The 13,806-nt window shown below is 71.3% G+C and carries 12 protein-coding genes and 4 pseudogenes; 12 read left to right on the top strand and 4 right to left on the bottom strand.

Translation table 11 applies throughout. The features are described 5' to 3' along the window. Positions 1 to 154: 154 nt before the first annotated feature. The 4 genes from BLV72_RS45300 (at position 155) to BLV72_RS45285 (ending at position 4,158) form a co-directional block, all read left to right on the top strand. A complete protein-coding gene (locus BLV72_RS45300; RefSeq protein ID WP_093469796.1) occupies positions 155 to 1,303 on the top strand; it encodes an AI-2E family transporter in 1,149 nt (382 codons plus the stop codon). 91 nt (positions 1,304 to 1,394) lie between these two features. Next, positions 1,395 to 1,844, top strand: a complete 450-nt coding sequence (locus BLV72_RS45295) for an RrF2 family transcriptional regulator (RefSeq protein WP_093469794.1) — start codon at positions 1,395 to 1,397, stop codon at positions 1,842 to 1,844. Between the two features lie 124 nt (positions 1,845 to 1,968). After that, a complete protein-coding gene (locus tag BLV72_RS45290; RefSeq protein WP_093469792.1) occupies positions 1,969 to 3,180 on the top strand; it encodes a globin domain-containing protein in 1,212 nt (403 codons plus the stop codon). A 159-nt stretch (positions 3,181 to 3,339) separates the two neighbouring features. After that, positions 3,340 to 4,158, top strand: coding sequence for a class I SAM-dependent methyltransferase (locus BLV72_RS45285; RefSeq protein ID WP_093469790.1), 819 nt, complete (start codon positions 3,340 to 3,342; stop codon positions 4,156 to 4,158). Between the two features lie 99 nt (positions 4,159 to 4,257). On the opposite strand, the gene BLV72_RS45280 is transcribed toward BLV72_RS45285, so the two are convergent. Next, positions 4,258 to 5,268 carry a methyltransferase gene (locus BLV72_RS45280; RefSeq protein ID WP_093469788.1) on the bottom strand — a complete coding sequence of 337 codons (1,011 nt, stop codon included), beginning with the start codon at positions 5,266 to 5,268 and terminating at the stop codon, positions 4,258 to 4,260. Between the two features lie 261 nt (positions 5,269 to 5,529). Between BLV72_RS45280 and BLV72_RS50865 the strand changes: the two genes are divergently transcribed. Genes BLV72_RS50865 through BLV72_RS45265 form a run of 3 tightly spaced genes read left to right on the top strand, consistent with a single transcriptional unit; the run spans position 5,530 to position 7,668 of the window. Beyond that, positions 5,530 to 6,246 carry a hypothetical protein gene (locus tag BLV72_RS50865; RefSeq protein WP_244321341.1) on the top strand — a complete coding sequence of 239 codons (717 nt, stop codon included), beginning with the start codon at positions 5,530 to 5,532 and terminating at the stop codon, positions 6,244 to 6,246. A gap of 22 nt (positions 6,247 to 6,268) precedes the next feature. Next, the gene (locus BLV72_RS45270) at positions 6,269 to 7,012 is read left to right on the top strand and encodes a MerR family transcriptional regulator (protein ID WP_093469786.1); all 744 of its coding nucleotides are present in this window, start codon (positions 6,269 to 6,271) and stop codon (positions 7,010 to 7,012) included. Beyond that, positions 7,009 to 7,668 carry a hypothetical protein gene (locus BLV72_RS45265; RefSeq protein ID WP_093469784.1) on the top strand — a complete coding sequence of 220 codons (660 nt, stop codon included), beginning with the start codon at positions 7,009 to 7,011 and terminating at the stop codon, positions 7,666 to 7,668. Before BLV72_RS45270 ends, BLV72_RS45265 begins: the two co-directional genes overlap by 4 nt. Positions 7,669 to 7,674: 6 nt before the next feature. Here the strand turns inward: BLV72_RS45265 and BLV72_RS45260 are convergent, their stop codons facing one another. Continuing rightward, positions 7,675 to 8,550: an LLM class flavin-dependent oxidoreductase gene (locus tag BLV72_RS45260; RefSeq protein ID WP_093469782.1), complete on the bottom strand. Its 876-nt coding sequence runs from the start codon at positions 8,548 to 8,550 to the stop codon at positions 7,675 to 7,677. A 363-nt stretch (positions 8,551 to 8,913) separates the two neighbouring features. Here BLV72_RS45260 and BLV72_RS45255 point away from each other — a divergent pair, with 363 nt between their 5' ends. Beyond that, entirely contained in the window at positions 8,914 to 9,201 is a 288-nt protein-coding gene (locus BLV72_RS45255) for a YiaA/YiaB family inner membrane protein (protein WP_093469780.1), read from the top strand. Positions 9,202 to 9,302: 101 nt separating this feature from the next. Here the strand turns inward: BLV72_RS45255 and BLV72_RS45250 are convergent, their stop codons facing one another. Beyond that, positions 9,303 to 10,316: a LacI family DNA-binding transcriptional regulator gene (locus tag BLV72_RS45250; protein ID WP_093470912.1), complete on the bottom strand. Its 1,014-nt coding sequence runs from the start codon at positions 10,314 to 10,316 to the stop codon at positions 9,303 to 9,305. Between the two features lie 197 nt (positions 10,317 to 10,513). Between BLV72_RS45250 and BLV72_RS50860 the strand changes: the two are divergent. The 4 genes and pseudogenes from BLV72_RS50860 to BLV72_RS45230 all read left to right on the top strand — a co-directional run. Continuing rightward, a pseudogene (locus BLV72_RS50860) lies at positions 10,514 to 10,735 on the top strand (MFS transporter); the annotation flags it as partial. Then, positions 10,717 to 11,043: pseudogene (locus BLV72_RS45240) on the top strand (Gfo/Idh/MocA family oxidoreductase); the annotation flags it as partial. The pseudogenes BLV72_RS50860 and BLV72_RS45240, both read left to right, overlap by 19 nt. After that, positions 11,040 to 11,905, top strand: a pseudogene (locus tag BLV72_RS45235) (sugar phosphate isomerase/epimerase family protein). The pseudogenes BLV72_RS45240 and BLV72_RS45235, both read left to right, overlap by 4 nt. Before the next feature lie 190 nt (positions 11,906 to 12,095). Beyond that, on the top strand, positions 12,096 to 12,620 hold the full coding sequence (locus BLV72_RS45230) for a hypothetical protein (RefSeq protein ID WP_244321340.1): 525 nt from the start codon (positions 12,096 to 12,098) through the stop codon (positions 12,618 to 12,620). A gap of 60 nt (positions 12,621 to 12,680) precedes the next feature. On the opposite strand, the pseudogene BLV72_RS45225 reads toward BLV72_RS45230, so the two are convergent. Continuing rightward, positions 12,681 to 13,732 (bottom strand): annotated as a pseudogene (locus BLV72_RS45225) (acyl-CoA dehydrogenase family protein). Between the last annotated feature and the right edge of the window lie 74 nt (positions 13,733 to 13,806).

Raw genomic sequence — 13,806 nt, 5'->3', positions numbered from 1 at the left:
CCACCCTGATTGAATCTGGACGTATGGGGATGAATAACCCTCCTCTTCCGCCGTGCGGGACCGGGACGCGGAAGGCGGTGGCGCCGACGTGAGCAGCGACGCTCCTCCCCCGCCCGAGCGACCGAAAGGGCGGGGCAGACGCGCTCGGCGTGGTGTGACCGGTGGCTCCGCGGGGCGTGCCTCGCGGGCGGTGGCACGGGCCCGCCACTCCGGCTCCGCGGCTCTGGCGGCGGCGGTGCGCCGGGCGGGGGACGAGGGCGGGCGGGTCCATCCCGGGCTGCGTCTGGCCACCGCCTACGCATGGCGTCTGATGGTCATCGGGGTGGCCGTCTATCTGGCGTTCTCGGTGCTGGGGCAGTTCGAGCTCGTCGCGGTCGCGGTGTTTCTCGCGCTGGTGGCCACCGCCTTGCTGCGGCCGCTGGCCGATCTGCTGGCGCGGGTGCTTCCGAGGCCGCTGGCGGTGGCGCTGGCGGTGTTCGGCACGCTGTTCGTGGTGATGGGGCTGCTGGCGCTGGTGGGAAACGCGGCGGCCGGGGAGGCGGGCCGGCTCGTGGGTGAGCTGCGCGGCGGGATCGGCCGGATCGAGCGGTGGCTGGAGGGGCCGCCGTTCCACGTCCGGCGCGGCGTGCTGTCGGGGGCCCACGACAAGGTCACCGCATTTGTCTTGCGGCATCGCGCGACGCTGCTCAGCAGAGCGCTCAGCAGCGCGGGGCGGGTCGTGGAGGCGGGCACGGCACTGTTCCTGGCCCTGTTCTGTTCGGTCTTCTTCATTCATTCCGGGGACCGGATGTGGCGGTGGTTCCGGGGCCAGCTCCCCGAGCGCGCCCGGTCTCCGTGGGACCGGGCGGCGCGGGCGGCGTGGACCACTTTCGCCGGATACACCCGGGGCATCATCGTCGTGGCGGCCTCCAACGCGGCCCTGGTCGGCATCGCCCTGTCCCTGCTGCGGGTGCCGCTGGCCCTGCCGCTGACGCTGCTGGTGTTCTTCGCGACGTTCGTTCCGCTGATCGGCTCGCCCATCGCGCTGGCGGTGGCGACGGTGGTCGCTCTGGCCGGGCGGGGTCCGGCCATCGCGGCAGTGGTGCTGCTGCTGATCGTGGCGGTCGGTCAGTTCGAGGGCCATGTACTGCATCCACTGGTGATGAGCTGGGCGGTACGGCTCCATCCGGTGGTGGTGGCGATTTCGGTCATCGCCGGAAGCATCGTCGCGGGGGTGATCGGGGCGGTCGTGGCGGTGCCCATGGTGTCCGTCGCCTGGTCAGTGACGCGGGCCCTGCGCCGCCGGCCGCCCGACGAGGCCTGACCGGCGCGGGGCCGCAACACTCCACGCACAGGTGACCGGAACACACCCACCTAAATGGCATCTGAGATTCGCATTAAGCTAGTGTGGCGCCATGCGGCTGACGAAGTCAACGGACCTGGCACTCCGCACGATCATGCGGCTGGCGGTCACCGGAGCCGAGCCCTGCACCGCCCGGCAGGTCGCCGGGGAGATGCAGGTGCCCTACAGCCACCTGGCCAAGGTGGCGGCCCGGCTGCAGCACCTGGGCATGATCGAGACACGGCGCGGCCGGGGCGGTGGGCTGGCGCTCACCACGACCGGGCGCACCGCCTCGGTCGGCCAGCTGGTCCGGGAGTTCGAAGGGGTCGGCGATGTCGTCGACTGCGAGGGGGATGTGCCGTGTCCACTGCGGCAGGGGTGCCGGCTGCGCATGGCACTGCGCCGGGCACAAGAGGCGTTCCTCACCTCGCTCGATCCCCTGACGGTGGACGATCTGGTGGCGTCCCCGACCGGCCCGGTGCTGCTGGGGCTGATCGGGCGCGCACCCGGCCTGTCCCCATGAGGCCGCCCCGTCCGGGGTGCGCACCGCGGGCCCCGTCCCCCTGAGCCGTGATGCCACGGAGGTCGCCATGCCTGCTCTACCCATGCCGCTGAATACGAATCTGAGATACCAGTTAGGCCCGCTCATGCTCTCCCAGAAGTCCGCCGAGACCGTCCGCGCCACGCTTCCCGCCGTTGGTGAGGCCATCGGCACCATCGCCGACCTGTTCTACCGGAAGCTCTTCGCGGCCCACCCCGAACTGCTGCGCAATCTGTTCAACCGGGCCCACCAGGCCGCGGGCACGCAACGGCAGGCTCTCGCGGGCGCGATCGCCGCGTTCGCCACCGCCCTCGTGGAGCGGCCCGGCGTCCGCCCCGATGCCCTGCTGAGCCGGATCGCCCACAAGCACGCCTCGCTCGGGGTGAGCGCCGCACAGTATCCGGTGGTGCACCGTCAGCTGTCCGCCGCCATCGCCGAGGTGCTCGGCGACGCCGCCACCGAGGAGGTGATCGCCGCCTGGGACGAGGTCTACTGGCTGATGGCCAACTCCCTCATCGAGACCGAGCGGCGGCTGTACGCGGAGCAGGGTGTGCTGGCCGGGGGGACCTGGCGGCAGTGGAAGGTGATCGAGCGGACCCGGGAGACGGCGGATGTGGTCACCTTCCGGATACGGCCGGCGGACGGCCGTCCCGCCCCGGCGTTCCGAGCGGGCCAGTACGTCTCGGTGCAGGTGGAACTGGCCGACGGGGCGCGGCAGATCCGCCAGTACAGCCTGACCAACGCCCCCGACGCCACGGTGCGCACCTTCTCGGTCAAGCGCGTGGACGCCGGCGAGGACCCGGCCGGTGAGGTCTCCGGCCATCTGCACGACCACGTCCACGAGGGCGGTGCGCTCACCGTCTCCGCGCCCTACGGCGACATCGTGCTCGACGCCACGGACGCGCCACTGCTGCTCGCCTCCGCGGGCATCGGCTGCACCCCGATCGTGGCCATGCTGGAGGAGCTGGCGGCCAGAGGCCATCAGGCTCCGGTCATCGCCGTCCACGCCGACCGCTCCCCCGCCGACCACGCCCTGCGCGCCGACCAGGAGCGGCTGGTCACCAAGCTGGCACAGGGCACCGCCCACGTCTGGTACGAGCGGCCCGAGGGCGACTGGCCGACCGAGCGCACCGGCCATGTCGACCTGTCCGGGATCGGGATCCCGGACGGCGTCCAGGCGTATCTGTGCGGGCCGCTGCCCTTCATGCGGTCGGTGCGCACCCAGCTGCTGGAGCGCGGTGTGCACCCCTCCGCGATCCACTACGAGGTCTTCGGGCCCGATCTGTGGCTGCCGCGGGGCGACGGCGAGGGTGGCTGACACCCGACCCCCATGATGTTGGCCGGATGAACTCGAATGGCCCAGGGGCCGGTCGCTTTCACCCCGGGGAACGTGGGACCGTACGGACACGGGTTCTGTCCGTTCCGTGCGCAACCATGCGGAATGTTCCGTCCGGTACCCCCACATCGACGAGGAACCATGGATCGCGAAAAGATCACTCTCAGCGGCGCTCAGGAGACCTTGCTCGCCACGCTGTACGGCAGGGCGGTCGACAGCCGTTCACCGGACTCCGTCCTGCACGACCACGCGGCCCGCGAGGCGGTGGAGCGTGTGGCCTACGACTTCAGCAAAACGGGGATGACGGACACGACGGCGGTCGGCATCGCCCTGCGGGCGAAACAGCTCGACGACTGGGCCATGGAGTTCCTGGCCGAGCATCAGAAGGCGACCGTGCTCCATCTCGCCTGCGGTCTCGACACCCGGGTGCAGCGCCTCGACCCGCCCTCGTCGGTGCGCTGGCTCGACATCGACTACCCCGAGGTGATCGATCTGCGCCGCAGGCTGCTTCCCGAGCCGTCGGGGAACTACGAGATGGTCGGCGCCTCGGTGACCGATGAGGCATGGCTGCGCGAGGTCCCCGACGACCGGCCCACCGTGGTCGTCGCCGAGGGGCTGACGATGTATCTGCGCAAGGAGGACGGCAAGCGGCTGATCCAGCGGATCACCGAGCGGTTCCCCAGCGGCCAGCTGCTCTTCGACGTCTACGGACCGCTGGGCATCCGGCTCCAGAAGATGGTCCCCGCGGTGCGCAACGCGGGCGCCACACTCCACTGGGGTCTGGACGACCCCCATGAGGTCGAGACCTGGCATCCGGGGCTGACCTGCCTGGACGCGGTGCGCAGCGTGGACATGCCGGGGGTGGAGAAGATGCCCACCTCCGGCCGGATGAGCATGCGGGTGATGGCCCATCTGCCCGGCTTCCGGGATGTGGGCCGGATCCTGCGCTACCGCTTCTAGCGGCTCGGCGCGAGGAAGCGATTTGCCCGGCGCCGGGTGGTTCCGGCGCCGGGCCGGGCGTGATGCGTGGTGGCTACGGGCCGGACGGCCATGTGATCGCTATTTGATGCCCACCAGCATGGAGTAGCCGTCCGTCAGCGGTTCGATCCGACTGCTGCGGAATCCCGCCTCCGTCATCCAGGCGCGGCCGTCGGCGGCCGTGTACTCGAAGCCGGACCGGGTCTCGATGAGCATGTTCAGGCTCGCCAGCAGACCGAAGGTGTTCTCCTTGCGGTCGTCGTCGAGGATGGCGTCGTAGACGAGGACCGCTCCCCCGTCAGGCAGTGCGTCGTACGCCTTCTTCAGCAGCAGCCGCTTCTCCTCCAGGCCCCAGCCGTGCAGGATCTGGCCCAGCACGATGACATCGGTCCCGGGCAGGTCGTCGGTGAAGAAGTCGCCCGCGTGGAAGGTGAGCCGGTCCTCCAGTCCGAAGGACGCCACGTACTTCTCGAAGACGGGCCGCACGCGGGGCAGCTCGAAGACACCGCCGCTCATGTGCGGGTGACGCTGGGCCACCGCCACCGGAAGGCAGCCCACCGCACCCCCGACGTCCAGCACCGTCCGGTAGTCGGCCCAGGGGAACCGCTCGGCTATCACCAGCGCCTTGCCCATGCTGAGCCCGGTCATTCCGTGCAGGAATCCCTCGAGGCCCTCCTGGTCCCGGTAGATGGCGTCGAATACGTCGCCGCCGTGCTTGTGCTCGTTCTGCGGTTCGCCGGTTCTCAGCGCCTCGGTGAGCGACCCCCAGAAGGGATAGAGCCGGCTGTTGGCCATCTCCAGGATGCCGCCAACATAGGTGGCCTTCTTACGGTCGAGAAAGGTGTCGGCGGACGGGCTGTTGCGGTACACGCCCCCGGAACGCTCCAGGATTCGGAGGGCGACCAGCGCGTCGAGGAAGTCGGCGGCGCCACGCGGATGCAGCCCCAGCGCCTCGGCCAGGTCACCGCCCGTGCGGGGGGCCTCAGCGAGCTGGGAAAACAGATCCAGTTCCACCGCGGTGAGCAGTGCCTTCGACGCCATGAAGCCGAGCCCGACCTGAAGTATGGGCTCGGGGCTGATCTCGTGCCGCATTGGGCTACCTCACTGTTTCCCCGGATGTGCGGTCTCACCACACCTGACCGTATTTCGACCTCCTTACGCTACCGTGCCGTTGCCCCCTACACGGGTCGCCGCCGGACCGCCGGACGAGAGCCGCGGCCCACCCCATCCCACCGCGTGAGCGCGCCCATGGGACGCCTCCAAGAAAGCGATTTCCCCCTTGTCCTGCGTGATCCTGGGGCATGCGCATCCAGACTCTTGACACCGGATGCGACAGCGCTTTCCATTCGACGAATGACACCTGGACGACGATCCGTCAGACTCGGCCGGCGACCCCTCGGCCGGCCTTCTCACGGCCGCCGCCCTCGGCGCGGCCACGCTGGTCGCGCACCCCGCCGCAGCACAAGCGACACAAGCCGCACAAGCAGCGCCGGCCACGCGGGCCGCACCGACCGCCCCCGCGGCCAAGGGGGCCACCTGAGCAGCCAGACCCCCGCGACCGGGACTCCGGGCGAGAATCTGCGGGATCTGCGCGGTATCCATATCTCGGCGGACAACGCGCGGCGGCTGGGCCACTTCCTCGTCGACGGCTACGGCTCCTCCCTGAACGCGCGCTACGACCTGCACGACGACGCCTTCTCCTCGGCGGTCGCCGACGCGAGCCTGACCACCAGCCCGACCATCCGCTACGCCAACAACGTCTACGGCGGTGCCCCACTGCCCGTGCCCGCCACCGACACCACCGCGCGCACGGGCGACCCCCTGTTGGTGAACCCTGCGGTGTCCGGGCCGTACGGCACCGCCGACAGCGGCCCGCGGCTGCGCACCGCGCTGGGCTTCGCTCCCCGGCCGGGCTCACCGCTGATCGGCAACGGCACCGTCGTCCCGGACAACGGCGGCCGTGACTACCGGGGCGCCCCGCTCTACCGCGGCCGCCCCGACATCGGCGCCGTCGAGGGCCCGCCCGGCGGAGCCCGGGCCGGCCACGCCCCGCGCTTGACCTTGTCGTAGCGGCAGGGTTTCTACTGGCACCATGCGCATCGGAGAGATCGCCGCGCTGGTCGGAGTCACCTCCCGGACCGTGCGGCATTACCACCACATCGGCCTGCTGCCCGAGCCCCAGCGGCGGGCCAATGGTTACCGTGTCTACAGCCTCAGGGACGCCATCCTGCTGGCCCGGATCCGGCGGCTGACCGAGCTCGGGCTCGCCCTGGACGAGGTGCGGGACGTCCTCGCGGACGACGCCGGGCGCGAACTCACCGAAGTGCTGGGCGAGTTGGACGCCGACCTGGCGCGCCAGGAACACGAGATCCAGCAGCGCCGCAGGGTCCTCAAAGCTCTTCTGGAGGACCCGCTCACGCCGGACGCGCCACTGTCCCCCGCGCTCATGGAGCTCCTGAAGGTCGCGCCCGCCACCGCCTCGCCGGCCGCCGCCAAGGACCGCGAGCACCTGATCCTGATGGACGGGATCGTCGGCGGGGACGCGGTGTACGCGGCGCTGCGGCCGCTGGCCGAGGACCCCGCCATACTCCCCCTGTACGAGCGGCTGGACGAGCTGGACGCGGCCGACGAGGACGATCCGCGGATCGCGGCGCTGGCCGACGACCTCGTCGCCGCCGTACCGGACGGGCTCCTGGGGGCCATCCCCGACGGCGGCCCCACGGCGACCGGCTTCGAGCAGGCGCTTCTCGCCGACTACTCACCCGCCCAGGCCGCGGTGGTGCGCCGGGTGATGGAGAAGCTGACCGCCCAGCTGCGCGACAGGAGGGCGTCATGAGTGCTCCGATCGCACGGGCGGTGGCGTGGCTGAGGGGCGCGCTGCGCAGCCTGCTCCCGGTGGTCGTGTACCGGCTCCTCGCACACGAGATCCGGTCCCTGCACAGCCTCGCCCTGTGGGTGCTGCGCCGCCGCCATCAGATCCCCGAGGGGGCACTGGCCGCCGCCTACACCGGACCCCAGACGGCCATGATGTACGGGATGGTGTTCGTCTCGGTCGTCGAGACGGTCGCGCTGGCGATGGTGATCCCATGGCCGGCCGTGCACGCGGTCCTGCTCGTCATCGATGTGTACGGGGTGGTGCTGATCCTCGCCCTGCACGCGGCCTGCGTGGTCCGGCCGCATGTCGTGGGGTCCGATGGCTCGCTGCGCGTACGGTACGGCGCGCTGTTCGACCTGCGGGTCCCGGCCGCCGCCATCGCCACCGCCCGGGTCGACCGGCGCTATCCCGACGGGCGGCTGGTGCGGGTGAGTGCGGACGGGGTGCTCGACCTCGCGGTGGGCAGCCAGACCACGGTGACGGTGGAGCTGACGGAACCGGTGAAGTTCGTGCGACCGCTGGGCGCGGAGGGCTTCGCCCGTACGCTCCGGTTCCACGCGGACGATCCGCGGGAGGCGGTCGCCGCGCTCACCCGGGTTCGGACGGATGCCGGTTGAGAGCCGCTAGGCCGATGCGCTGATGAGCTCGTCGGTGACCCACCGTGCGACATCGGCGGGATAGGGCGCCGCCAGGCCGAGGATGATGTGCCGGAAGCCCGCGTCGATCGCCTCCGCGATCGCGGCCCGGGTGACGCCGGGCTGGTCGTAGGAGACGGACAGGACGATCGAGCGGGTGATCGCGGCGGGGTCGCGGCCGATCTCGGCGCAGTAGCGGTCCAGCAGTGCGCTGCGGTTGACGGCGTCGTCGATCTCGCCGCCGGGCATGTTCCACACGTCCGCGTGCTCGGCCACCACGCGCAGCGTCGCGGACGAGCGTCCGCCGATGACGATCGGAGGGTGGGGGCGCTGGACGGGCTTGGGGTTGCCGAACGCCCCGGTGAGCTGGTGATAGGCGCCGTGGAAGTCGAACGGCTTCTCCTCGGTCCATAGCCGCCGGATCACCGTGCAGGCTTCGGCGAGGCTGCCCACGGCATGCGCGGAGTCGTGGAAGGGCAGGCCGTGTGCCGCGTACTCACGCCGGGCCAGGGGGTGGCCGGGCCGTGAGCCGACGCCGATGCCGAACTCCAGCCGACCGTCGGAGACGATGTCGACGGTCGTGGCGATCTTGGCCAGCATCGCGGGCGGCCGGAACCGGTTGCTGGTCACCAGCAGGCCGAGCCGGAGCCGACGGGTGTGGGCGGCGAGGGCCGTGAGCAGCGTCCAGCCTTCGTAGGCCGGTCCGTCCGGGTCGCCGCCGATCGGCATGAGGTGGTCGAACAGCCATGCGTGCTCGATCTCCGGGATCGTGTCCGCCTCGCGCCAGACCCGCAGGACATCGTGGTAGTCGACCTGCATGGGGGCGGTCATGATCCCGAAACGGGGCGGGGGTGTGTGTGACATGGAGCCGTTGGTCCTTTCGGCACCGGCAGCGGCGGCCGGAGCGCGCTGCCGAGATTCAAGCGGAAGAGCTTCCGGCCGGCCAACTTCCGGAAGGATGCGGAGGCGTGGTGGCCATGCGTGGCGTGGTCGCCGGGTCCCTGCTCCGACAACACAAGCAAGCGGAACATCGCTCCGGTAACGATACGGAACGCCGCTCCGCTTGGCAAACCCGACAGCGGAAGGAGCGGCACGGTGAACAGCAGCACCAAGGGCGCGAGGCCGGCGGCCCGGCCCAGGCGGGCGGACGACGGCGCCCGATTTCTGAGTACCTTCTGAGTATCCGGACGGATGCGGGGGCCGCCGCATCCGCCGATTCTTGTCCGCATGAGTGAGACACCGGTCAAGCAGCAGAGCACGGCCGCGTTCTACGGTCAGGCGATCGCCTCCTTCGCCGTCGCCATGGCCGCCACCGCCATCGGTATCTTCCAGCTGAGCGCCGACGCCTGGGTGCGCGGCTTCCTGGCCATCTCCGTGCTCTACCTGGTGACGTCCGCCTTCACCCTGGCCAAGGTGATCCGGGACCGGCAGGAGGCCGGGCAGATCGTCAGCCGGGTCGACCAGGCGCGGGTGGACAAGCTGCTCGCCGCGCACGACCCCTTCGAAAAGCTGTGAACGTCCCCGGGCCGCCCGCCACTACGCGTCGATGACGAGCCCTTTGGCCCAGGGCCGCCGTGCACCACAGCGACCCGCCGCGACTCCAGTACCTGAGGCGTTTACCGATTTCCCGCGGCGACGCCCTCAGGGGGCGGTCCGCTGGTGCCCCGTACCGTCAGCTTCGGGTCCAGCACCGCCTCCCGCGGCTCCGGCGCCGTGCCCTCCAGCCGCTCCACCGCGAACCGCACCGCGTACTCGGACATGAGCACCGCGTCCTGGCGGACCGTGGTCAGGCCGATCGGCATCAGATGGGAGAGATGGCTGTCGTCGTAGCCCACGACGGACAGATCGCGCGGGACGTCGACGCCCGCCTGGGTCAGGGTCATCAACAGCCCCATCGCGCAGCGGTCGTTGCCCGCGAGGACCGCGGTCGGCAGGGGCCGGCCGCGGTCGCGCTCGCTCAGAAGCAGTCGCCCCGTCTCGATGCCCGACTGCTCGGTGTGGTCGCCGGGGATCACCCGCAGTTCCGGCTCCAGGCCATGACGGCGCATCGCCGCACGGTAGGCGCGGCGGCGTTCGGCAGAGCCCGGTCCGCGGCCGCCGTCGATGTGGACGATCCGGCGGTGGCCCAGTTCGACGAGGTGCTCCATGGCCTGCCGTACGCCCTTGCCCTCGGCTGTGTGCACACTGTCGACGCGGGCGTGGGGGACCCGGCGGCCGACGGTGACGGTGACCGTGCGGTGTCCCAGCGCGTCGATGTCCGCGGGCTGCGCGTCGGGGCCGAGCAGGATCACCGCCTCGCAGCGGTGGCCGAGCAGCGCCTCGACGGCCCTGGCCTCGCCGCGTCCCTGAGCGGTCGCGGAGAGCAGGACGTCGTAGCCGAGCCGCTCGGCCTCGGGATAGATGCCCTCGACGAGGTCGGCGTGGAAGGGCTGGTGAACGGTGAACATCACGCCGAGCGTGCGGCTGCGGCCGCGAGCCAGCAGGCGCGCCGCGCTGTCGGGCCGGTAGCCGATCTCGTCGGCGATGCGCAGCACCCGGTCGCGGGTGCGCGGGCTCGCTCCCGGCTGATCGCGGAAGACGATCGAGACGAGTGCCCGGGACACGCCCGCCCGCTCCGCGACGTCCGCCATGGTGGGCCGCTGCTTGCCCGATCCATCCACCTGTGACCACCCTCCGATGCCGCCCACCCTACGGGCAGTCGTGAAACCCCCCGGCAACCAGCTATTGACATGACATTCGGACAGGGACCATCGTACTCGCCTAGAGCGCGCCAGTAGAGCGCGCTAGTCAACCGTTCCCCCTCCCCTCGAACCGGCAGGAGGCGGCCATGGACGTCAGGCACGACGCGACACAGGCCCCCACACCAGCCACCGCCGTCACGGGCCCCGCCCCGCGGGCGGTCTCCCGGCGGCTGCGGACCATCACGGTCGTCGCCACCTTCGGCGGTCTCCTCTTCGGCTACGACACCGGCGTCATCAATGGCGCGCTGCCCTATATGACCGACGGCCTGGGGCTCACCCCGGTCGCCGAGGGCATGGTCACCAGTGCGAGACCGTGGGCGAGGACGGCCTGCTCAGACTGCCGGACCCGGCGGCCGTCGGCATCCGTACCGCCGGGCGGCACGGCACCGCCGTCCTGCAGGACTGGAAGGGCCGGTTCGGCGATGCCTTCGACACCGAGTTCGGCGAGTGGGCCGCCTCCGTCGCGGCGGGCGCCGAGCCCACCGGCCCGTCCTTCTGGGACGGATACGCCGCCACCGTCATCACCGACGCCGCCGTCCAGTCCCTGGAGTCGGGCGGCCAGGTCATCACCGTCGACATGAAGCCCCGACCCGTCCTCTACGGAGCCACCTCGTGAAGATCGCACTCGACCCGTACATGCTCCGCGCGCTGCCACTCGACGAGATGGTACGCACGGTCGCCGAACTCGGCTACAGCCACATCGAGTTGTCCCCGCGCGACGACTTCATGCCGTTCTTCCTCCACCCCCGGGCGGACGACGAGCGCGTCGCGGCGCTGAAGCGGGCCCTGCGCACGCATGGTGTCCAGCTCTCCTCCGTGCTGCCGCTGTACAAGTGGTCCTCACCCGACGAGACCGAGCGGGAGACCGCCGTCCGCTACTGGAAGCGGATGATCGAGATCACCGCGGACCTCGAATGCCCGCTGATGAACTCGGAGTTCAACGGCCGCCCCGAGCGCGCCGCCGAGAGCGAGGCCGCCTTCTGGCGCTCGTTGGAGGAACTGCTGCCGCTCTTCGAACGCGAGGGCATCGCCCTCAATCTCGAAGCCCACCCGGACGACTTCTGCGAGGAGAACACCCCGCCGTCGACCTGGTCCGCGCCATCAACAAGCCCTGGGTGAACTACCTCTACTGCGCTCCGCACACCTTCCACCTCTCCGGTGCCGAGCCGACGGCGGACATCGCGGCGATGATGCGCTACGCGGGCGACAAGCTCCAGCATGTGCACATCGCGGACTCCTTCAACCACAAGGGCTCCTCCGGGCTGCGCTACATCCTCAACCCGCCCGGCACCCTTGCCCGCATCCACCAGCACCTGGACATCGGCCAGGGTGAAGTCGACTGGGACACCTTCTTCGGCACCCTCCGCGAGCTGAACTTCGACGGCGTGGCCACCGCCTGTGTCTTCGCCTGGGAGGAACGGGCCCGGGAGTCCTCCGCCTTCATGCTGAACCGCATCCGCAAGGAGCTCACCGCGTGAAACGGGGTGGCCGGACCGGATGCGCCGGGTCCGGCCACCTTCCGGACCGGCGGAGGCATCGGCGGAGCACCGGCGGACGCACCGGCGGAGCGCCAAAGTCCCGTTAAAGGTCATCACAGCGGCGTAAGAGGAGCGTCAGGGTGCAACAGGGTGCGTTCCACCCGCCCTGCGCCCCGCTTGGCGTGCGCGTATGGAACGGCTGATGGACGGGCCCGCCCGGACGCCCCGTGGCGGCCGTCCGCGTGCGGACGCGCGGTGGGCGGTGTGTCTCGCGCCGGCGTTCGGCGGGGTGACGACGCTGCTCGACTGGGCCTCGGGCGGGCTCACCGTAGGGCGGGCCGACCTGTGGGCCCTGCTCGCGGTGGTGGTGTTCACCGTGCTGCGGCCACCGCGGGTGACGGCGGGCGACGGCCGGCTGACCGTACGGGGCTTTGTACGCGTCCGCCGGGTACGCACCGACGCCCTGGCCGGGGTGTGGCAGGACGGCCGGATCGCCACACGCCTGCTCCTGTGGGACGTCTACGGCCATCGGGTGACGCTCGACCTGCACGTTCTGGTCGCGGATCCCCTGCTGTGGCATGAGCTGGACACCGGTGCCCGGCGCTCCCTCGAACGCGGTACGTTGCGGCACGGCACGGAGATCCTGCGGCTGCTGGGCCGGCACCTCGACAACACGGCCACCCGGGGGATCCTCAGGGCGTCCGGCTTGGAGTAGGCGGGGCGGGCGCGGACCGTACATGACCGGGCCACCGATCGCGTCTGCGGCGGCGGCAGGTCATCCACGCAATGCCCGCAGGTGGGCACTGCGGACGTCGGCGGTCTGCCCCTGCACCACCAGGAACAGACCCTCCCGGGCCAGCCGCTGCGCGGGGCTGCCGAGGCCGAAGGCGCGGCCGCCGCCCGCGACGATCGCCGCGGTGGTGGCGGCGCGCAGCACGTCATAGGCCCGGGTCTTCACCGCGAGCCGGTCCGCCAGGCGCTCCCCCGCCGGAACCTCGTCCACCAGCGCGTACGCCTCCCGGCGCACCTCACGCAGCCGCTCGCCCAGCACTTGCGCCGTCTCCTTCGCCTCCGTGTCCCCGGCGGCCTCCAGCAGGTCCAGGGCCGCCCCGGCCACGCCGAACACGGCCGGGTTGGGGTTGGTGTTCTTCGGCCGGTCCGCGGTCGCCCACACCTCGTAGGGACGGCTCCAGACCACGGCCTCCTCCGGCACCACCAGGCCGTCCAACTCCAGGCCGACGGTGCGGGTACCGGTCAGCGCGGCCAGCTGGAGCTGCGGTGTGGGGCGCAGACCGGGCTGCTCACGGGCGTCCGCGAAGGCGAACAGCGCCTCGCCGTCGTCGGTGACCCCGGCGAGGAGCATCACGTCGTTCAGGCCCCAGCCGGTGTACCACGGCACCCGGCCGTCGAACCGCCTGCCGCCCGGGACCCGGGTGACCCGCACCGGCTTGCGTGGATAGGCCGCAGATGGGAGAAGGCGATACCGGACAGCAGCGTGCCATCGCACAGCGGCCGCAGCAGCCGCTCGCGCGCCGGGGAGTCGGCGGCGGAGAGCATTTTGACCGGGCTGTGGTGCTGGGCCTGCACGAAGTAGGTGGAACAGCAGGCGCCGGCGAGGATTTCGGCGATCTCACGGGCGACCGCGTCCGGCGCCTGCGCCCCGCCGTACGCCACCGGGCCGCCCACCCCGAGCACCCCGGACCTCTTGACCTCGGCGATCGTGGCCGCGGAGACACCCTGACGGTCGGCGGACTCGGCACCGGGCGCCAGCACCTCGTCGGCGAGGCGCCGGGCCGCCTCGATCAGCGTCGGGGCCGGGGCGGTCACGACCGCTCCTTTCGTTGGCTCGTCGGCGTGGGTGATGGGTTGGCTCGTCGGCGTGGGCGGTGTCCTGCGGCGCC

Source organism: Streptomyces melanosporofaciens, from assembly GCF_900105695.1.
GTDB classification, from domain to species: Bacteria; Actinomycetota; Actinomycetes; order Streptomycetales; family Streptomycetaceae; genus Streptomyces; species Streptomyces antimycoticus.
This window is presented reverse-complemented; position numbering and strand designations above follow the sequence as displayed.